The sequence below is a fragment of the Enterobacter sp. UPMP2060 genome (genome assembly GCF_053709655.1).
The window spans coordinates 1013995-1032627 of the sequence record NZ_JBSKJQ010000001.1 but is presented as its reverse complement, the minus strand read 5'-3'; the positions used below and the strand labels follow the sequence as shown (position 1 = coordinate 1032627).

The 18633-nt window shown below is 54.4% G+C and carries 16 protein-coding genes and 2 pseudogenes; 6 read left to right on the top strand and 12 right to left on the bottom strand.

The features are described 5' to 3' along the window. Nucleotides 1-160: 160 nt before the first annotated feature. The 6 genes from ACWKXN_RS05020 to ACWKXN_RS04995 form a co-directional block, all read right to left on the bottom strand. Nucleotides 161-1279 (bottom strand): S-(hydroxymethyl)glutathione dehydrogenase/class III alcohol dehydrogenase, encoded by a 1119-nt coding sequence (locus tag ACWKXN_RS05020; protein WP_167819251.1) that lies wholly within the window; start codon nucleotides 1277-1279, stop codon nucleotides 161-163. Between the two features lie 31 nt (nucleotides 1280-1310). Then, complete coding sequence (locus ACWKXN_RS05015; RefSeq protein ID WP_182932021.1) at nucleotides 1311-1586, bottom strand: metal/formaldehyde-sensitive transcriptional repressor; 276 nt, start codon at nucleotides 1584-1586, stop codon at nucleotides 1311-1313. Nucleotides 1587-1687: 101 nt separating this feature from the next. Then, complete coding sequence (locus ACWKXN_RS05010) at nucleotides 1688-1873, bottom strand: hypothetical protein (RefSeq protein ID WP_454543403.1); 186 nt, start codon at nucleotides 1871-1873, stop codon at nucleotides 1688-1690. Beyond that, a complete protein-coding gene (locus ACWKXN_RS05005) occupies nucleotides 1827-2459 on the bottom strand; it encodes an SDR family NAD(P)-dependent oxidoreductase (RefSeq protein WP_454543402.1) in 633 nt (210 codons plus the stop codon). The genes ACWKXN_RS05010 and ACWKXN_RS05005 overlap by 47 nt, the downstream gene beginning before the upstream one ends. 55 nt (nucleotides 2460-2514) lie before the next feature. Continuing rightward, complete coding sequence (locus ACWKXN_RS05000; RefSeq protein ID WP_454543401.1) at nucleotides 2515-3714, bottom strand: arabinose transporter; 1200 nt, start codon at nucleotides 3712-3714, stop codon at nucleotides 2515-2517. 66 nt (nucleotides 3715-3780) lie between these two features. Beyond that, a complete protein-coding gene (locus ACWKXN_RS04995) occupies nucleotides 3781-5103 on the bottom strand; it encodes an amidohydrolase family protein (protein WP_454543400.1) in 1323 nt (440 codons plus the stop codon). 169 nt (nucleotides 5104-5272) lie between these two features. On the opposite strand from ACWKXN_RS04995, the gene ACWKXN_RS04990 reads away from it, so the two are divergent. Beyond that, a complete protein-coding gene (locus tag ACWKXN_RS04990; protein ID WP_033145490.1) occupies nucleotides 5273-6187 on the top strand; it encodes a LysR family transcriptional regulator in 915 nt (304 codons plus the stop codon). Nucleotides 6188-6307: 120 nt separating this feature from the next. Here the strand turns inward: ACWKXN_RS04990 and ACWKXN_RS04985 are convergent, their stop codons facing one another. Beyond that, on the bottom strand, nucleotides 6308-6613 hold the full coding sequence (locus ACWKXN_RS04985) for a hypothetical protein (RefSeq protein ID WP_033145489.1): 306 nt from the start codon (nucleotides 6611-6613) through the stop codon (nucleotides 6308-6310). 224 nt (nucleotides 6614-6837) lie between these two features. Here ACWKXN_RS04985 and ACWKXN_RS04980 point away from each other — a divergent pair, with 224 nt between their 5' ends. Continuing rightward, the gene (locus ACWKXN_RS04980; RefSeq protein ID WP_454543399.1) at nucleotides 6838-7704 is read left to right on the top strand and encodes an AraC family transcriptional regulator; all 867 of its coding nucleotides are present in this window, start codon (nucleotides 6838-6840) and stop codon (nucleotides 7702-7704) included. A 51-nt stretch (nucleotides 7705-7755) separates the two neighbouring features. Here ACWKXN_RS04980 and ACWKXN_RS04975 read toward each other — a convergent pair whose 3' ends face one another. Next, a complete protein-coding gene (locus tag ACWKXN_RS04975; RefSeq protein ID WP_320735422.1) occupies nucleotides 7756-8682 on the bottom strand; it encodes a LysR family transcriptional regulator in 927 nt (308 codons plus the stop codon). Between the two features lie 93 nt (nucleotides 8683-8775). Between ACWKXN_RS04975 and ACWKXN_RS04970 the strand changes: the two genes are divergently transcribed. The 3 genes from ACWKXN_RS04970 (at nucleotide 8776) to ACWKXN_RS04960 (ending at nucleotide 10437) form a co-directional block, all read left to right on the top strand. Next, nucleotides 8776-9252, top strand: coding sequence for a GNAT family N-acetyltransferase (locus tag ACWKXN_RS04970; RefSeq protein WP_033145486.1), 477 nt, complete (start codon nucleotides 8776-8778; stop codon nucleotides 9250-9252). 124 nt (nucleotides 9253-9376) lie between these two features. Further along, nucleotides 9377-10045, top strand: coding sequence for an epoxyqueuosine reductase QueH (locus ACWKXN_RS04965; RefSeq protein WP_454543398.1), 669 nt, complete (start codon nucleotides 9377-9379; stop codon nucleotides 10043-10045). A 119-nt stretch (nucleotides 10046-10164) separates the two neighbouring features. Further along, nucleotides 10165-10437 carry a DUF883 family protein gene (locus ACWKXN_RS04960; RefSeq protein WP_033145484.1) on the top strand — a complete coding sequence of 91 codons (273 nt, stop codon included), beginning with the start codon at nucleotides 10165-10167 and terminating at the stop codon, nucleotides 10435-10437. Between the two features lie 28 nt (nucleotides 10438-10465). Here ACWKXN_RS04960 and ACWKXN_RS04955 read toward each other — a convergent pair whose 3' ends face one another. Continuing rightward, on the bottom strand, nucleotides 10466-11929 hold the full coding sequence (locus ACWKXN_RS04955) for an EAL domain-containing protein (RefSeq protein ID WP_048978817.1): 1464 nt from the start codon (nucleotides 11927-11929) through the stop codon (nucleotides 10466-10468). Between the two features lie 276 nt (nucleotides 11930-12205). On the opposite strand from ACWKXN_RS04955, the pseudogene ACWKXN_RS04950 reads away from it, so the two are divergent. After that, a pseudogene (locus ACWKXN_RS04950) lies at nucleotides 12206-13091 on the top strand (MarR family transcriptional regulator). 35 nt (nucleotides 13092-13126) lie between these two features. Here the strand turns inward: ACWKXN_RS04950 and ACWKXN_RS04945 are convergent. The 3 genes and pseudogenes from ACWKXN_RS04945 to ACWKXN_RS04935 form a co-directional block, all read right to left on the bottom strand. Then, a complete protein-coding gene (locus ACWKXN_RS04945) occupies nucleotides 13127-14302 on the bottom strand; it encodes an HlyD family type I secretion periplasmic adaptor subunit (protein ID WP_029740549.1) in 1176 nt (391 codons plus the stop codon). Then, nucleotides 14299-16479 (bottom strand): type I secretion system permease/ATPase, encoded by a 2181-nt coding sequence (locus ACWKXN_RS04940; protein ID WP_454543397.1) that lies wholly within the window; start codon nucleotides 16477-16479, stop codon nucleotides 14299-14301. The genes ACWKXN_RS04945 and ACWKXN_RS04940 overlap by 4 nt, the downstream gene beginning before the upstream one ends. A gap of 176 nt (nucleotides 16480-16655) precedes the next feature. After that, nucleotides 16656-18254: pseudogene (locus ACWKXN_RS04935) on the bottom strand (FG-GAP-like repeat-containing protein); the annotation flags it as partial. Between the last annotated feature and the right edge of the window lie 379 nt (nucleotides 18255-18633).

Here is an 18633-nt window from a genome sequence, read left to right as displayed (position 1 = left end):
GACCGTCGACTCTCTTATAGGTAAGATGCGTAAAAACATGCGTGTTAAATAGTCATCGGCACGGTGGGGATTTAGATTACGGCTAAAAACGCCGCACTGGTCACACTTTAGAGAAGATTATTAAAGAAACGCCAGCGGTGAAAAACCGCTGGCAGAAGAGTTACTTGTCGCCGAAATGAATGACGGTACGGATGGATTTTCCTTCGTGCATCAGATCGAACGCGTCGTTGATCTGCTCCAGCGGCAAACGGTGGGTAATGAACGGATCGAGCTGAATCTTGCCGACCATAGCATCTTCAACCATACCCGGAAGCTGGGTACGGCCCTTCACGCCGCCAAACGCGGAACCGCGCCATACGCGACCGGTGACCAGCTGGAACGGACGGGTTTTAATCTCCTGGCCCGCGCCGGCCACGCCAATGATGATGCTCTCGCCCCAGCCTTTGTGGCAGCATTCCAGCGCGGAACGCATCACGTTCACGTTGCCGATACATTCGAAGCTGAAGTCAACGCCGCCGTCGGTCATCTCAACGATGACGTCCTGAATCGGTTTATCGTGATCTTTCGGGTTAACGAAATCGGTCGCGCCCATTTCACCCGCCAGCCTGAATTTCTCCGGGTTGGTGTCGACCGCGATGATACGCCCGGCCTTCGCCTGTACCGCGCCCTGAATCACCGCCAGACCAATGCCGCCGAGACCGAACACCGCCACGGTGTCGCCCTCTTTGACTTTTGCCGTGTTATGCACCGCGCCAATACCTGTGGTCACGCCGCAGCCCAGCAGGCAGACTTTATCCAGCGGCGCCTGCGGGTTCACCTTCGCCAGGGAAATTTCCGCGCAAACGGTGTACTCGCTGAAGGTGCTGGTGCCCATGTAGTGATAAACAGGCTCGCCGTTATAGGAGAAACGGGTGGTACCGTCCGGCATCAGCCCTTTCCCCTGAGTGGCGCGAACCGCCTGGCAGAGGTTGGTTTTACCGGATTTACAGAACTTACACTCGCCGCACTCCGCGGTGTACAGCGGGATAACGTGATCGCCAGGCTTCAGGCTGGTCACGCCCTCGCCCACTTCCACCACAATCCCGCCGCCTTCATGACCCAGCACTGCCGGGAAGACGCCTTCCGGATCGTCACCCGAGAGCGTAAACGCATCGGTATGGCACACGCCGGTATGGGTGATTTTGATCAGCACTTCGCCTTTCTTCGGCGGTGCCACGTCGATTTCAACGATTTTCAGCGGCTGGCCGGGACCAAATGCAACTGCAGCGCGAGATTTCATCATGTCTTCCCTTTTTGTCAGGTGTGTGGGTTTATTTTAGATAAGAGCGCAGCAAATGGCCGACTTCTGCCATGCGTAAGGCTCGCTGATCCGGCGTGGTTTCCCCCGTCACCAGCTCATCTTTGAGGTGAATTTCAACCATTTCGCCCATCAGGCCATTGGCAGCCCCGCGCACGGCGGCGATTTGCTGCAAAATGGCCAGACAGGGGTCGCCCGACTCCAGCGCGCGTTCAAGGGCATCAACCTGGCCCCGAATGCGGCGGACGCGAGTAAGAATACGTTTTTTATCTTCGGGTGAATGCGGCATACGCTCTCCTGATACTATAGGGGGGTATAGTACCTATTTTATCCTTAAGATGTAAACACTCTGTTTTTTATGGTTAATGCGCACTTCGGTAACGTTACGTATTACTCCGGCAGCGCTATCCCTGAAATCTCGGTACAAATATCAATGAGACGCTCCTGCAATACAACGTCGTGCGCCTGCGTATTAGCCGTCATGCGCTTCATGTGGTAGAAATATTTCCCCGTTACGTCAGCCGCAGAATCACGGCTGGCGGCAAGCCAGGCCTGGGTCAGGTGTGCCTGGTCCATATCGTCCGGGGCATGCGGCCCCCCCCATCTTTGTCGGCACCCAACCAGGCTCGAGGCTGTTACTACGCACATCACGCCAGCGACGCGCCAGAGCAAAAGCCAGCATAGCGTCGTGCAATTTGCTCTCCGCATAGGCGTCTGAGCCATTCCAGCGACGTTTGCGCCAGAGAATATCATCCAGGTTTGCCCGGGCATGATGATGCATACCCGAACTCAGATAGACGAGGCGCTGTGGACGTTCAATCAACGCGGTGAGGATGTAAGCCGAGAGCGTATTGATCGCGAAAACATGCGGCAGCCCGTCACGGGTCAGGCGATACGCTTCATTGTAGCCAACGGCAGCATTGTGGATGACGGCATCGAAGCGTCCCAGGGCGTTGACACGTGATGCCGTTTGCCTGGCACCTTCCATTGTCTCCAGGTCACCGACAACGACGGCTTCAGCCTGCGGTAAGGCGCGTTGGGCATCTTCTGCACGGTTCGCATTACGCGCGTGCAACACAACCTGATGTCCTTGTTGAACCAGCAGTTCGGCTGCCATCAGACCCAGGCCTGTGGACGAACCGGAGATGAAAATGCGTGACATATAATTTCTCCAGATTAGTAAACCGACAGCAAGCGCTGCCGGCTCGAATATTTATTCAGGATTGCTGCATGCGAGACGCGCTCGCAATCAGCGCCCCCAGCAGCGCACAGACCGCACCAGACAGATACACAGCGGCATAACTAAACTGACCGGCGATCAGGCCAGCGACTGGCCCGGCGATTCCATAAGCGACATCCAGAAATGCAACGAATGCGCCCATTGCGCTGCCGCGGTTGGCTTGTGGAACACGTCTTAAGGCTTCGACGCCCAGTGCGGGGAAAACCAGCGCACAGCCCAGTCCGGTAACCAGAGCACCTGCAAGTGCCATCCATTCGTTTGAACCCAACCACAGCATTGCCTGGCCTAGCGCTTCAACCACCAGTGACCAAACTGCAACGCGATAGCCGCCTATTTGGTCTGGCAGATGCCCCAGGGCGAGGCGAACGAAAATAAAACCCAGACCAAACGCAGTCATCACCAGGCCGGCGTTCTGCCAGTGATGTGCCGCAAAGTACAGCGAGGCAAAAGCGGTTAGTCCTGACAACCCAACGCCCTGCAGCATTAATCCCAGCCCTTCGCGCCAGATGCGCCCTACTACGCGATGGAATGGCAGTCGCGGACCTCCAGGCGATATATATGATGGGGTACAAAATGCAACCAGAGCGGCCAACATCGGTGCAGCAATACAGGCAATCATCGCCATTGCGAGGCTGTAATGCTGATATAACGCCATGCCAGCAGGAGCACCAATCGACAGCGCCGCGAACATCGCGATGCCGGTCCAGGACATGGACATACCGGCGCGCTGAGGGCCAACTGAAGCAATTGCCCAGGAGACACATCCCGTCACGAACTGACTTTCGCCAAAACCGGCCATCAGACGACCTGCGATAACAATGCAAAGGGTTGCAGCAGGCGATAAATCCGTTACCGAAGCCACCAGATACAGCGCCCCTGCTATCGCTGAAAGGATTGCTCCCTGGAGAGCAGAACGTTTACCGCCCTGCTGGTCTGTAACCCGTCCGGCATAGCCGCGGGTCAGGACGGTGGCCAGAAACTGGATGCCGATCGCCAGTCCCACCACGAGGTTACCGAAGCCGAGATGGCCATGGATGAACAATGGAATCACCGGCAGCGGCAGTCCGACTGCCAGATAGCCAAAGAAAAGTGCGGCAATAACGCCCCTTGCCGGGCGGGGAAGCAGGACGCGCGGGGTGTTATCCTCCGCGAACCGCTTAGTGGCGAGGGCTCCCATGTCATTATCCTTTATGAAATATGATTAAGAGGGTTGAACGGCCCGGTGTATCAGGCCGCTCTGTCATCAGGATGCTTTAAAAAGATCGATGTGATAGCCGCTGGCGTTGAGCAGGTAATCACGAGAAACGGTTATCTCTGTACTGAGCTCCGCCAGATCGATATCCACCAACTTGCCCGCACGTTTACGAAGCTGGCCGGCCACCATCACGGTATCCACATCAGACCGCTCTATCGCCTGCACGACGGTACCAATGACGTTGGTTACCGGGAAAACAGCGGCTCCGCTGGTGCGAACCATAATAATGTCGGCCTGCTTGCCTGGCGTTAGGGTGCCAATCTGGTCCTCCAAACCGGCCGCACGCGCGCCATTAACCGTTGCCGCTTTCAGGACGTCCTCGGCCGTGATGGGAGACGGCACATTGTCCTCACCACGGAAGCGACGGTAGCGCATAGCCGATCGCTGTTGCCCGAACAGAGCATGCATTTCCCCGAACATATCGCTGCCAAAGGCAGTATCAAGATCAATGCCCAGTGCCGGGGTCAAGCCGCGATCGACAGCCTGCTGGTAGGCAAAACTTTCATCGTCGAAGCCAAATAGCGCATCCGACCGTGGATTGACCGTGATGTTCACTCCTGAATCGGTCAGGAGCTTCCACGTATCCTGAGGAACCCTTGAACAGTGGTTGAAGATGTTATGTGTGCCCAGTACGCCCGGCGTGGCAAACTCAGGGCCGAGATTGGCGAGATCGCCGATGAATTCGGTCAGAATGCGCATGTCGAGTTTGCGCGCGACCTTCCACCAGTCAAGATTGAGCTGACCAAACAGACCAACGTGCACCAGGCTGTCATTTGTATTCCAGCTTCGCGACAGCCGCTCCAAATCCGCAGGCAAATGCGCCGACGAAGCTTCTTTATCCATTGCTGCACCGACCATATGTAACGCACGGATGCCGCTTTCCTTTAGAGCATCTAATGCTGCATCAGTATGCTCGGGGCTGCGCGAGTTGTGGCAGGCATCAATGATGGTAGTAATACCAGCGTCCAGTGAGGCAAGTGCCGTGAGCCTGGTACTCAGGTACATGTCCAGAGGACGATAATGTTTGCCCAGTTTCTCTGCGACCACATCAATGTAAGCAAAAAGATCGTCGACATTTGGCATCATGCGGCGCATCACGCCAAGCCACATATGGTGGTGAGCATCCACCAGGCCGGGCATTACAATATGGTCAGTTGCATCGATCACCTGGGCATCATCCGCCTGCAGATCCGGACCCACTGCTGCGATACGGTCGCCATGGACGAGAACATCGCCCACGGAGAGGTTGGGAATATCGGCATCCAGAGTAAGGATGATGCCGCCTTTAAAAAGAGTGCGCGTCGTTGTCATTTCGTATTCCTCAGGGTTAAGTGATGCCGTTCGTTGCGAGGTTTGCCCAGCCGGAGACAGGTAAAATAGCGCCCGGCAACGAATTGGCTGACACAATAGGTTGCGCACCATTTTTGATAAAGGTAGTTTTATGCAAATTATATTTGAATAAATTCAAAGGTGAGTCTCTATGAGTTTTGACGGAAGGCTACTGTCAGGATTGAGCGTGTTGGCCGCAGTTGTCGAGGCGGGTAGTTTCAGTCGCGCTGGCGAGGTGCTGGGACTGTCCGCTTCTGGCGTGAGCAGATCGATAGATCGTCTTGAAGAGAGGCTCGGAGTGCGCTTGCTAAACCGTACGACGCGTACGATGAACCTGACGAACGAAGGCCGGGCTTTGTATGAGCGCGCCTCGCCACACCTTGAAGGTATTGAGGTTGCGGCAAGCTACGTATCCGGTGCCGCCATTGCTGTACGAGGATCATTGCGTGTCAGCGTTAATCCAATCTTCGCTCGTTATATTTTGGCCCCGAAACTGCCTCTTTTGCGCGAACGTCACCCGGAACTGGAACTTACAGTAGTGCAGCAGCCTGACGTGGGGGATCTTGTGACAGAGGGTATAGATGTTGCGGTGCGTTTCGGACCACAGCTCCCCTCAACTATTTCTTCGAAATTGCTCTTTCAGACGCGCGTACTCACTGTGGCATCACCGGCATATCTGAAACGGCATGGTCGACCTGCGCATCCTGAAGAACTAGTCACGCATGAGTGCATCCAGTATATCGATCCTCGCCGCGGGAAACCGTTTGAGTGGGAATTCCGTCGCGATCGCGAAGTACTGGCTATTGATACTCATGGTCATTTGACGACAACCGATGTAGATCTGATGGTGCAATCCTGCGTAAGTGGTGTTGGCATTGCTCAGGTACTTTCACTCAGCGTCACGCAATTGATCGCTGACGGAATGCTGGTCGAACTTTTTCCGGAATGGCCAGGCGAAACCTATCCGCTGTATATCACGCGGCCATCTCGTCGACTGCCCCCCGCTGCTGTCGAAGCCTTTATGGAATTTTGCGCTGAAATTTGTGCAAATCATGAAGCGAACTGAAAAAAACTATCAGCTGTTGGACGTACTTTAGCGGCGAGCAGCTGATAGCCTCAGCGATACTCACGAAATTTGTCTGTTCACAAACATGACCCCATTCATTTATTCCTTATTCGATATTATTTACTCTGCCTCAACATGTACGCTGATATTCAGCCGTTTTGCTTCCATGGATATCATTTTTTGGGCAAGAACCATATTGCCGCCATGTACTTGATCTATTAAGTGTTGAACAAGAGTCATCATCAAATAATCCTTATTAGCCGGATAAAATTCGGTCATATCAATCCCGCTATCCTGCAGCTGCTGGTGCGTAGATCTCTCTGTTTCAGCAACTATTTCGGCTACTCTGGCCTGCATCTTGTCGATTTGCTCAAATACAATACGGTTTATGATTTCGATTTGTTCTGGCTTTAAGTCCTTTTCCATCATTACCTCTCATAAAATTTTGTAGCTTAGAAAATTTGGATTATGACAAACCTAATATAAGTATAGGAAGTGAGTCTTCATTCATCATTCAGCAGTATCATAGGTACGACGGAACGATTAATGCCGCACAATGATATACCGCCAGTCTACCCTCTCCATAATCAGCAAGATCGGTCAGGATTTTGGCCGTTCGGTGAGGCAAAGTAGGTCATCAGGAGGATGCAATGAACGATGCAATCAAAACGGCTTACCGCGAGCGCTTCACGACGGTGTGCGACTATATCGCCCAACATCTCGATGAACCGCTTACGCTGGAGTTGCTCAGCGCGTTAGCCTGCTGTTCGCCTTATCATTTTCACCGGCAGTTCCTGGCGTTTAGCGGCCAGCCTTTGTATCGCTATATTCAGTGGTTGCGCCTGCGTCATGCGTCCTGGCGACTGGCGTTTAATCCTCAGGATAAGGTGGTTGATATTGCGCTCGATGCCGGGTTCCAGAGCCCTGAATCGTTCAGTCGCGCCTTCAGAAACGCGTTTGGAAAAAGCCCGCGTCAGTTTCGGCAGCAGCCGGACTGGCTGAACTGGCACCAGCGCGTACCGAAAATGACCTTCCAGGAGCAAAAAACGATGGAAATTAAAATTGTTGATTTCCCACAGATCCAAGTGGCAATGCTGCAGCACCGTGGTAGCCCGGATCGGGTTAATGACAGCGCGGCGAAATTTATTGCATGGCGTAAAACCACGGGCTTATCGCCAGTACACGAAAGCAGCACGTTTGGCATTGCCTGGGATGACCCGGCAACCACACCCGCAGACGCCTTTCGTTTCGATATCTGCGGCAGTATCTCTGAAGCGATACCAGAAAATGAATTCGGGGTTTGCAGTGGCGAAATCGACGGCGGACGTTACGCTGTTGGCCGTCACACGGGGTCTCTGGATACCATTTCCGCCACGGTGTGGGCGATGTTTCGCGACTGGCTACCGGCCAGCGGCGAAACGCTGCGCGATGCCCCGGTATTTTTCCACTACCTCAACTTTATTCACGAAGTGCCGGAACATGCGCTGCAAACCGATATCTACCTGCCGTTAAAGTGACTATCTCTTATTGACCGCCATTTCTGCCGGGCGGCACAGCGCTTGCCCGGCCTACGGTTCCCTGCCAGCCTGCGCCAGCGTTTGCAGCTCATCCTTAAGCCAGCGCGTTGCGCCCCGCTGGCCGCTGCGTTTATGCGAGTAAATTTTCACTTCAAACGTGCGTATCGAAAACGGTAAAGGAAAAATCCTCAGGTCCGCTGCCGCAGCCAGCTTCTCAGCGGCAAAACGGGGGATCGCCATCAGCAGGTCGCTTTCGGCAACGATAAACGGCGCGCTCAGCATCGACGGCGTTTTGATCGCGATTTGTCGGGTATAGCCCAGTTGTTCCAGCCGCACGTCCAGAACGCCCTGCTTCTCATTCCATGGCGTCACCACCAGATGTCGGGCCGCGAGATAATCCTCCAGCGTCAGACGCGTCCGCCGCGCGTTGCCGATGACCACATACTCATCTTCAAACCAGTCGATCTCTTCCAGCTCCGGGTGCCGGATATCATCCTGAGTGCTGAAACCCAGCGCGAGATCCACTTCGCCCGCCAGCAGTTCCGTCAGCGCCGGGCTGTGCGGCAGATAGCGCAATTCGAAACGCAAACCCGGGGCAGCAAGCTGCAGTTTGTGCATCAGCGCCGGGAAAATGCACAGCGCGGTAAAGTCCGTAATCCCAATTTGTAAGCTTTCGGTACTGCTGGCCGGGTCAAACTCCGGCTGCGGGGTCAGCTCATGATTGAGGAACGACAATGCGGAAGCAATGGAAGGCGCAAGCTGAGAGGCATACACGCTGGGGGACATGCGATGCCCTTCCCGAAAAAAGAGCGGGTCATTCAGGGTGATGCGCAAACGCGACAGCGCATGGCTCAGTGCCGATGTGCTCATCGCCAGCTCATCAGCGGCCAGCCGAACGGAACGATGGCGGTAAATCGCGTCGAAAACGGGCAGCAGGTTTAAATCAAGACGCCTCAGTACCGGATGCATAATATTCATCTTTTGTTGATTTCATTGCACTTAATTCTTCGGACAATACTCCGTATGCTTAACGCCATCAATCGAAACACAGGCTAAAACACAGGGAAAATAATGAGCATCACCATTCGTCAGGCCCGCCCCGAAGATGCGGCGGCGATATACGCCATGATCTACGAGCTGGCGGTGTATGAAAAAGCGCCGGAAGAAGTGGTTACCACGCCGGAGGAGATCCGCGAAACGCTCTTTGGCGCAGGCACAAAAACCGAAGCGTTGATCGCGGAGTGTGAAGGCAAGACTGCCGGCTATGCCGTGTTCTTCACCAGCTATTCGACCTGGCTCGGACGTAACGGGATTTACATGGAAGACCTGTACGTATCCCCGGAGTATCGCGGTAAAGGCGCGGGAAGAGCGCTGCTGAAACATATCGCGCAGCTCGCGGTAAAACGTCAGTGCGGCCGCCTTGAATGGAGCGTGCTGGACTGGAACCAGCCCGCGATTGATTTTTACCTGAGCATAGGCGCGCTGCCGCAGTCCGAATGGGTTCGCTATCGTCTTGATGGCGACGCGCTGCTGAAATTTGCCGAATAACGACACGTGGTACCCGAGATGATCCCGCCCCGCGGGGTCGCTCTGTCCTGCCTTGATCCCGTCTCAACAGATGATGAATTTATGCTACCCTTCCATAAATTTCATAAACATATTGCAGAACGCCATGACGACAGCCCCTTTTATCCGACCACAACTTTCCCTGCCAGACGGTGCCGACAGGCTGCTGTTGCACTCCTGCTGCGCCCCCTGCTCGGGTGAAGTGATGGAGGCTATCCAGGCTTCGGGGATTGACTACACGATTTTCTTCTACAACCCCAATATCCATCCACAAAAGGAATACCTCATTCGTAAGGAGGAGAATATTCGCTTTGCGGAAAAACACGGCGTGCCGTTTGTTGATGCCGATTACGATACCGATAACTGGTTTGAGCGCGCGAAAGGCATGGAATGGGAACCCGAGCGCGGCGTCCGCTGCACCATGTGCTTCGATATGCGTTTCGAGCGTACGGCGCTCTATGCGGCAGAAAATGGATTCCGCGTCATCAGCAGCTCGCTGGGGATCTCACGCTGGAAAAACATGCAGCAGATAAATGACTGCGGCCAGCGTGCTGCCGCGCGCTATCTGGGTATGGTTTACTGGGACTATAACTGGCGTAAACAGGGCGGCTCCTCTCGCATGATTGAGATCAGCAAGCGGGAGCAGTTTTACCAGCAGGAATACTGCGGGTGCGTTTATTCGCTCAGGGACAGTAACCTGCATCGTAAGTCTCAGGGCCGCCCGCTGATTCGCATAGGGAAACTGTATTACGGTCAGGATGACAATGAGAAATAACGGGCTCCCGGTATAGAGATATATCCGAAAACAACCCTGATATGTACCGAATTTAGCCTAACGTCTCCCACATCCACAAAGAGCGGCTATCCTTTAATAATCAACAAAAGGAGACAAAAATGTCTGATTTCGGTACTGATAAAAACACCCAGTTTGCTGAAGATAAAGCTAAAAATAAATTTGACGAGCTTACAGGTTCAGCGCAGCAGCAGTTTGGTGAATTCGTTGATTCACCAAAGCATCAGGTAAAAGGTGCGGCCAGAAAATATGCCGCGCAGGCCAGCGATGCCGTTTCCGACGTCACTGAAGCTGTCAGAAATAACCCCCTCACCGGCCTCGTCGCAGCGGGTGCGGTCGGTATTGTTCTCGGCCTTCTGCTGGGTCGAAAATAATAAAAGGCCCTTCGGGGCTTTATTTTTCTTAGCTAAACATTCTGACCATGCGGTCTAACTCCTCCTCTTTCACGGCACGCGATAAATAATACCCCTGAAAGTTTTTGACGCCCAGCGCGACTAATTTTTCAAACTTTTCTTCACTATCAACCCCCTCGGCAATACAGTCCGTACCGGTCATGTCGCTATAAATCTGTATCGCTTTAATCAGGTTATAGTCATTGTCGTTTGCCACAAAATGCTCAACGATGTCGCGATCCAGCTTGAGTCCATCAAAATGCACCTGCCGCACCGGGAACATGGTTTGATGGTTAGAGAAGCAGTCATCCAGAAACAATCGACACCCCGTATTACGCAAATGCCGCATGGTTTCTGGGATCCTTTTGTCCTTCGTCACGTCAATATCTTCAGCAAATTCAAAGACCAGCTTCTCGGCCCACTGCGGCTTGAGCAGCATGTCGATAGCTTTCTTTGCCATATCAGGCAATGCATTTCCGGAAGCCAGACGAGGCGGAATATTCACAGAAAAATAGTATTTTCCATTATACTTATTAATCCCTGACACGGCGGCATGGATGACTAACGCCGTTATTTTCAACCATATTTCATGATTTGAAATATCCGTGAGAAAACTGGCCGGCTTGACAATTTTACCGTTTTTATTCCAGCGGATCAGTATCTCAAAGCCTACGCCCTTTTTGTCACGATCGGTAATGATCTGATAAGCGGGGAAGATCTCTTTTTTATATAATGCATTAAAAATTTCTGATTCTTTATCCGTAAAATCCGTATGTTGGCTCCGCCGCTTGATACGTCTTTCCGCGCTGAAATTGTGCGAATCGTGTAACCACCGCTTAATTAAGCGTAATTTCAGCACGCCTTCCTTACGGTGGGTATAAACCGTTTTATTAGAAAGCCCCATTTCGTCGCACATTTCTTTTACGGACATGCCGCGGTAGAAATTTAATAAAACGTCAATTTCTCTTTTTGTTAGCCACTTTACGGTTTCTTGCGAAGAATTATCCTTGTAGCGATCGCGTAATACGTACGAACGATCTTTAAAAACATGATGGTGTGTATGAATACAGGTTATGACATCTGAAACGCGGGCCAGTCGAATCAATGATAATTGATAGCTATTATTTAAAAGCGTGCCCAGGGTGCGATATAGCCAGCCATCCGGCAGGTCGCCATACAGGGTGACGCGTCGAATAACGGGAAGTGCATTGAGTACGGACGCCAGTCTCTTCAGGCTCTCCAGGAGACTGACGATACCTTTTCCGAGAAACACCACAATATGAGCACTCTGATTTATAAGGATATTTTCAAGATCCTGTTGGGATACCTCATCCCCGTCAAAGTGAATATGCGAAGCCTGTATTCCGTACTGGTTAAGGATCAGACGATATCCCTGGAACGTAAAACCGCAGGCGGAGATGACAAATTTATGTTCATCGCACGCCTCATTTCTGAGAGAAATTGTGTGGGTCATAAACTGCTCCTGGGCACTGAGGCACCATTTCCATTTGTGAATACGTAAAATTTAACGCACCTGTTATAAACATTAATTTTACAGTACAGCCTCAGGGTAAGAAACAGTTATCCGCTGAACTCACAGGAACATCTTTGCGTTAATCACCGTCGTTTAAATATACTTTTCTTTGCAAATAACAACGGCGAATATCTTATTCTCAGGGTATAATGAAAATTCCGAAAAAGAAGAGTGGACACTTCATCTATCGGCTCATTCAAATACGAGAAAAATGCTATGGATAATCACATCTCATCCAGGGCCTTGCTACATCGAAGGGATGTTATAAAGAACAATCCGCGATTCGGTGAGGCAATATTAGAGCACTACACAATTAATGACACCATCTACAAAAAACAACCTTTGTTCTACAAGACAATGCTGCAGGAATCACGGTTTAACATTATCCTCTCCATGTGTTGTTTTATTTTTTGGAAATCAGGCCGAGTCAGTTTCAGAGATTAAAGAGTTATGCTCTCGCTATAAAATAGCCAGCCCCAACAGCGTGATTGCGATCATTACGATACTGAGAACCACCGGGCGCATCAGGACCTGGCGCTGCACGGATGACCGACGCAAAACGAGAATCGCGCCAACCGAAAAAGGACTCAATGAACTTAAGCGCTATATGTCCGGCGCTTTTTTGCCCGTCAGCATTCTTTATCCGGCATTTAATATTAATGTTAACCTGCTGGATAATGATATTTTGAGAAACAACTTTTTCCGCCGCGCGGCTGAATATCTTTTTCGGGGATTAACGTTCAGAAAGGTGTTGCCTGAGGTGGGGTTATTTATCGATAAAGATGGCGGCCGTATGATTATGCTTTATATCTATCTGCAGGCCATGAAAAATAAATCCGCTCACGGCGCGGTCATTGACTATTCAGCCAGCACGCTCGCAAAGGAATTTTTTGTTTCGCGCATCCACGTCAACCGAATTATCAAATCGGCACAAGAGGCGGGTTATCTTAAAGATCGTGGTGATGGTCGGATGTCGATATACCCGGCGTTTATCGACCTTGTCGAAAATTATGCCGGTTTATATTTTGCGTATGTTACGCATTACATCAACGTTGTGCCTAAAGAGCGACGCCACGCTCACAACGTGACGTCAACCGTATAATCCAGCAGGCGTTCGGAGTTCCGAACGCCATTCCCCTATCGTTCCCGCAGCGCCTCTTTCGCCTTGTTCAGCGGTTTCAACAGATAATCCAGAATGGTTTTGCTGCCGGTTTTAATATCAACGGTGGCAATCATGCCCGGAAAGACCGGAAATTCCTGACCCTGCTTATTGGTCAGATGGTTACTGTCGGTACGGATATAGACGCGATAGTAGTAGACATCCCTTTTCACCTCATCCTGCAGGGTGTCCGGCGAAATCATGGTCACTTCCCCTTCCAGCCCGCCGTAAATGGAGTAGTCATAGGCCGTAATTTTCACCAGCGCTTTCTGGCCGGGATGGATAAACGCCACATCACGCGGCGAGATTTTCGCTTCAACCACCATCTGATCGTCAAGCGGGACAAGGCTCATCAGCTTGCCGTTCGGCGGAATAACGCCTCCCACGGTCGTGACGTCAATATCCTTCACGATCCCGCGAACCGGGGCATTGAAGGTCAGCCGGGTCAGGGAGTCCTCACGCCCTTTCATCACCGAACGCTGGGCCTCAATCTCCGCATTGGCTTTTGCCAGCTCTTCACGGGCGCGAACGTAATACTGGTTTTTCATCTCGGTGATTTTGTTCTCAAGCTCATTTTTTTGACGCTCAAGACGTAACACCTCAACCTTGCTGGCCGCCCCCTGGGTCACCAGAGGACGAGTTAACGACAGCTCGCGCTGCACCAGCTCGGCGCCCTGACGCAACCCGGCCAGCCCTTTTTCGAGGCTTTCACGACGGGACTGGTAGAGCGCCGTTTCCTGTTTGACCAGCTCAACGTCGTCATCCAGCTCCTCCGGAAACGCGAGCTCCGTGTCGTTCACTTCGGCCTTCAGGCGCGCAGCGGTTGCCAGCGCCGCATTCAGGCGAGACTCGCTCTCCAGCACGCTCGACTCGGTTTTTGTCCGGTCAAGCTGCGCGAGCTGCTGCCCGCGTTCCACGATGTCGCCTTCGCGCACCATCAGGCTGTGAATGATGCCGCCTTCCAGGGACTGGATGACCTGCTCATGCGAAGACGGTATGACCTTGCCGCTGCCGGTCGTCACTTCATCCAGATGGAACAGGCTTGCCCAGGCGATAAACACCGCCAGCAGGGCGAACAGGGACCATGCCACCAGCGACGAGCGCGGCAGGCGTGGCTCCTTCAGTCGGCTATTGAAACGAGAGAAATCATTCATGCCGCGCCCTCCTCTGCAACCGCCGCTGGCTTCATGGTCACGGTGCGCTGCGCGGCTTTCTGCGGCGCCATACCGTGCTGGTGCAGGATTGCATCGCGCGGGCCGTCCATCACCACCTTGCCGTTTTCCAGCACGATGATGCGGTCAACCAGGTCCAGGATCGGCAGGCGATGCGTCGCCACGACCAGCGTCCGGCGTTTGCCCAGCCATTTGTGAAGATGCTGAATAAACTGCTTCTCGCTCATTTCGTCCAGCCAGGCGGTAGGCTCATCCAGCAGCAGAATATTCGGCGAGGTAATCAGGGCTCGCGCCAGCAGCAGCGCCTGATGCTGGCCGCCGGAGAGACCCGCCCCGCCCTCGTTGATGATGTAGTTCAGCCCCATTTTCTGCTTGCGCACAAACTCCAGCGCGCCGCTGTTGACCAGCGCCTGATGAATCTCATCGTCGGTGGCTAACGGGTTCCCCATCAGGATGTTGTCCCGCACGGAGCCAAAGAACAGCCGGGCCTGCTGGCTGAGCAGCTGCATGTCGCGACGCAGGTCGGCCGGGTCCAGATGATTGAGGGCGATATCGTCGAGCAGGATGCTGCCCTGCTGCGGCTCCTGCATGCCCGCCAGAAGCTGTAATAGCGTGCTTTTACCGGAGCCGTTGCGCCCAAGCACCGCCACGCGCTCTCCGGCGCGGATCTGCAGCTTGCCGATATTGAGCACGGTGAGTTTTTCTTCCTCGTCGTAATAAAACCCGACGTCCTCAAGCGCATAGTCGCCGCGCAGGTGGGCTTTGTGCACCTTCTTGCCGTGCTGCGGATCGTCAATCGGGCGCTGCATCAGGTCGTCCAGCCCCTTGCGGGCCACCTTTGCCGACTGCCAGCGCGACAGCACGCCTGAGATCTGCGACAGCGGCGCGATGGTGCGCGACGCCAGAATCGAGGTTCCCACCAGCGCACCGGTAGTCATGTCGCCGCTGATGACCAGATAACAGCCCACCAGCAGTACCACCGCGTAGACGATGGACTGCACCTCCTGCGTCCAGGTGAGCAGCAGGCCCGTCAGCCAGCGCTGCTTCATGCCGACGCTGGCGGCAACGTCGTTGGTGTTATTCCACTGGTTCTGGAAACGCTGCTCGGCGCGCATCAGCTTGATGTCTTCAATGCCCTGCACCGCTTCCACCAGGGTGGCGTTACGGATGGCGGATTCACGCATCCCTTCGCTGGAGAGTTTCCCCAGCGGGCGCTGCACCAGCAGGCCGGGGATGAGCAGCAGCGGCACGGCGAGCAGGGCCACCAGCACCAGCGGGCCGCCAATCATCCACAGAATAAAGACGAACAGCAGGAAGAACGGCAGATCGGAAATCGCCGCAATGGTGGTCGAGGTAATGAGCTCGCGCACCGACTCCAGCTCGCGGATCTGGGCGATAAAGGATCCGGTTGATTTGGATCGCGCGCCGTTTTTAATCCGCAGCGCGTGGGCAAACACGCGTTCAGAGATACGCAGGTCGGCGCGCTTCCCCACCACGTCAGAAATATGCACGCGCAGCATGCGCATGATGAATTCGAACACGATGGCAATCATCACGCCGCCAAACAGCACCCACAGCGTGGCTTCCGACTGCGACGGTACCACCCTGTCGTACACCTGCATGGAGAAGACCATGCCGGAGAGCGCCAGCACGTTGGCCACCAGCGCCACCAGCATAATGTCGCTGTAGCGTCGCCAGTCCTTCAGCGCCAGCTGCCAGAACCAGTTTTTCTCATAGGGTTTGATGTAGTCGTCCACGCGGGCATCCGGCGTGGATTCAAGCGGGCGCAACACCATCAGCCCTTTTAACCGCGCCCCGAGTTCGTCACGCGTCAGCGTCGTCTCCAGCCCCGCGTCGCCGCTAAACTGCAGGCTGACGTTGCCTTCGCTGTCCATGCGGTTAATGACCGCGATTTGTCCGCCGGTGAATTCCGCCAGCAGCGGCAGGCGCCACGGATCGAGGGATACCGCTTCAGCCGCCACCATACGCATCCCCAGCCCAAGCTGGCGCGCCATCTCCTCCAGCACCAGCTGGCGCGGAGACTGGCTTTCATGGTTAATCGTGACCCGCACATGCTCCGCTGAGAAATCCAGCCGGTAGTGCTTCGCGATGATGAGCATGCCCTGCAGCCAGGGTTCGTACTGTGGATGTGTCTTCATAATGCTACGTCCTGTCCAGAGCGGTAATTTCGCACTGAAATGATACCTCTACGGAATGATTAAAAATCGAACACTTTCTAAACGAGCCCGCAAAATAATCATGTGAAATATAGGGTTATGGCTATTCATGTAAAGAAACGCAAAAGGCCGCGGGGATCGCTCCCCGCGGCGTTGTTTTACGCAATTAACAGCTGATGGTTCGCCAGCAGCGTCGCCAGATCCGTCTGCACGCCGTTCAGGGTCACCAGCGTGGTTGGCGAGAACTGACCGCCGGTACCGTCCAGGTCAACCTGGATCTCGGTATTGCTGCCGTTCTGCACCACGCGGATGTAATCGCTGATATTGCCCGCGCTGCTGTCCAGGGTGGCGACGCCGTTCACGTAGCTCGCCGAGCCCGTGCCGGTATAGCCGCTGCCGGAGAGCAGATCGCGCAGATCAATGCGATCCGTGTCCGCGGTCCCTTCCCAGGTGCCGACCGTAAAGCCGTTCACCACATCGTGGCCGTTACCGCCCGTTGCATCCGAGGCGTTGATCAGCTTGTAGAGCAACGTATCGTGACCGCCGCTGCCGATGTTGAAGGTGTCGTTCCCGCCGCGGCCTTCGAACTGGTTATCACCGCTGTTGCCGGTAATGACGTCGTCGAAGTCCGAGCCGTTGATCCCCTCAATGTTGAGCAGTCGTGACGTTCCGAACCCGGTGTCCTGCGCGGTAGAAAGGCGCAAATCAACGGTCACGCCGGAGGTCGCATTCCGGTAATCCACCACGTCCATCCCGCCGGTGTTGCTCCAGGTGTCGTAGTCGGAATGGGTATTCCAGCCGCCGGAGCCGTTGTAGGTATAGGTGCCGTCCTCTGCGATAAAGGTGTCGTTATACCCGGTCCCGGTTATGGTCCCGCTGTGGCCGCCGGTGGCGGCTTCGGCCGTCAGGACGTAGCCCTCTTTGCCGTTGCCCGCTTCCAGACCGCTCCAGGTGACGTTATCCGACACGCCGTTGGTGATCTTCAGGATCTCGGCCGAATAGGTTTCATTCGGATCCAGCCCGTAGAAGCTCACCAGCGCAGAAGTATCGTTCGACCCGATACCGGACTGGGCGTTGATGATCTGCGAGGCCACCAGCACGCCCGCGGCGTTGTACAGATTGACCGTGTTGCCGTAGTAGGCGTTGATGCCCTCGCTGTCGACAATGTGCAGGTGCATCGCGGTGCCGTCAGCAATGGTTTTGCTGTTTTGCACCAGCATCACCTTGCCGTTCTGCTGAGAGACCAGCAGATCCTGCGCGCCGTCCCAGTTGTAGTCCACCGCCGCCACGCCGGTCGCGTAGGCAATACCGGACGCCAGCTGGCTGGAGGTCCAGGTGGAACCGTAACCGTTGTTGGTGAACAGCGTTGCCGTCTGCGAGCCGCCGTAGGTGCTGAGCTTGATGATGTCCATCTGCCCGTCACCGTTCCAGTCCACCGCCACCGACAGATACCCCGCCGTGGCGTTAGAGGCTTCCACCGCGCTCTTGGTGGCAGAGAGCTTCCCGGTACCGTCGTTGTAGTAGATCACCCCGCCGTTGTTGTTGTAGCTGCTGCCCAGGTACAGATCCATGTAGCCATCGCCGTTGAAGTCCGCCCACGTCATGGACGCCGCCGTGGTGGTATTCGAGGCGTTTGCCACAAACACGTTGGTCAGGTTCTGACCGATAGAGAGCGTGCCGTTGCCGTTGTTGTTGATCACGGTTAACGAGTACGCGCCGCTGCGGTTGGTGTGCTGAACGATATCCACCGTGCCGTCGTTGTTCAGGTCGACGCCGGAGATTTCACGCCCGGAATCGAACTGGCCGTAGAAACCGCCTTCGCCACCGGTGCCGTCCGGCGACAGAACGCCGTTGTTGTTCACCAGGTAGGTCAGTGAGTCCATGCCGGCATCACCGTACGCCAGATCCAGATAGCCATCGCCGGTTTTGTCGTACGCAATCACGCCGCCGTACCAGATAGTGGTGCCCATCGCCAGCTGGCTGGCGTTATAGGTGCTGCCATCGTAGGTCCACATCACCTGCGTTGACCCGGCGTAGGTATTTTCCGTCGCGAAGATATCCTGCGTGCCGTTACGGTCAAAGTCGGCGGCGGTCTGGCTCACCACGTAATAGCCGCGGGTATTGGTCAGCGCATTT

Excerpts from the sequence above, each read along its gene's own strand:
- ACWKXN_RS05015 (WP_182932021.1), bottom strand. The coding sequence starts at position 1,586 with ATGCCGCATTCACCCGAAGATAAAAAACGTATTCTTACTCGCGTCCGC.
- ACWKXN_RS04965 (WP_454543398.1), top strand. The coding sequence starts at position 9,377 with ATGACGACAGCCCCTTTTATCCGACCACAACTTTCCCTGCCAGACGGT.
- ACWKXN_RS04990 (WP_033145490.1), top strand. The coding sequence starts at position 5,273 with ATGAGTTTTGACGGAAGGCTACTGTCAGGATTGAGCGTGTTGGCCGCA.
- ACWKXN_RS04940 (WP_454543397.1), bottom strand. The coding sequence starts at position 16,479 with ATGAAGACACATCCACAGTACGAACCCTGGCTGCAGGGCATGCTCATC.
- ACWKXN_RS05005 (WP_454543402.1), bottom strand. The coding sequence starts at position 2,459 with ATGTCACGCATTTTCATCTCCGGTTCGTCCACAGGCCTGGGTCTGATG.
- ACWKXN_RS04980 (WP_454543399.1), top strand. The coding sequence starts at position 6,838 with ATGAACGATGCAATCAAAACGGCTTACCGCGAGCGCTTCACGACGGTG.
- ACWKXN_RS04995 (WP_454543400.1), bottom strand. The coding sequence starts at position 5,103 with ATGACAACGACGCGCACTCTTTTTAAAGGCGGCATCATCCTTACTCTG.
- ACWKXN_RS04945 (WP_029740549.1), bottom strand. The coding sequence starts at position 14,302 with ATGAATGATTTCTCTCGTTTCAATAGCCGACTGAAGGAGCCACGCCTG.
- ACWKXN_RS05000 (WP_454543401.1), bottom strand. The coding sequence starts at position 3,714 with ATGGGAGCCCTCGCCACTAAGCGGTTCGCGGAGGATAACACCCCGCGC.
- ACWKXN_RS04970 (WP_033145486.1), top strand. The coding sequence starts at position 8,776 with ATGAGCATCACCATTCGTCAGGCCCGCCCCGAAGATGCGGCGGCGATA.
- ACWKXN_RS04960 (WP_033145484.1), top strand. The coding sequence starts at position 10,165 with ATGTCTGATTTCGGTACTGATAAAAACACCCAGTTTGCTGAAGATAAA.
- ACWKXN_RS04985 (WP_033145489.1), bottom strand. The coding sequence starts at position 6,613 with ATGGAAAAGGACTTAAAGCCAGAACAAATCGAAATCATAAACCGTATT.
- ACWKXN_RS04975 (WP_320735422.1), bottom strand. The coding sequence starts at position 8,682 with ATGAATATTATGCATCCGGTACTGAGGCGTCTTGATTTAAACCTGCTG.
- ACWKXN_RS04955 (WP_048978817.1), bottom strand. The coding sequence starts at position 11,929 with ATGACCCACACAATTTCTCTCAGAAATGAGGCGTGCGATGAACATAAA.
- ACWKXN_RS05010 (WP_454543403.1), bottom strand. The coding sequence starts at position 1,873 with ATGGACCAGGCACACCTGACCCAGGCCTGGCTTGCCGCCAGCCGTGAT.
- ACWKXN_RS05020 (WP_167819251.1), bottom strand. The coding sequence starts at position 1,279 with ATGAAATCTCGCGCTGCAGTTGCATTTGGTCCCGGCCAGCCGCTGAAA.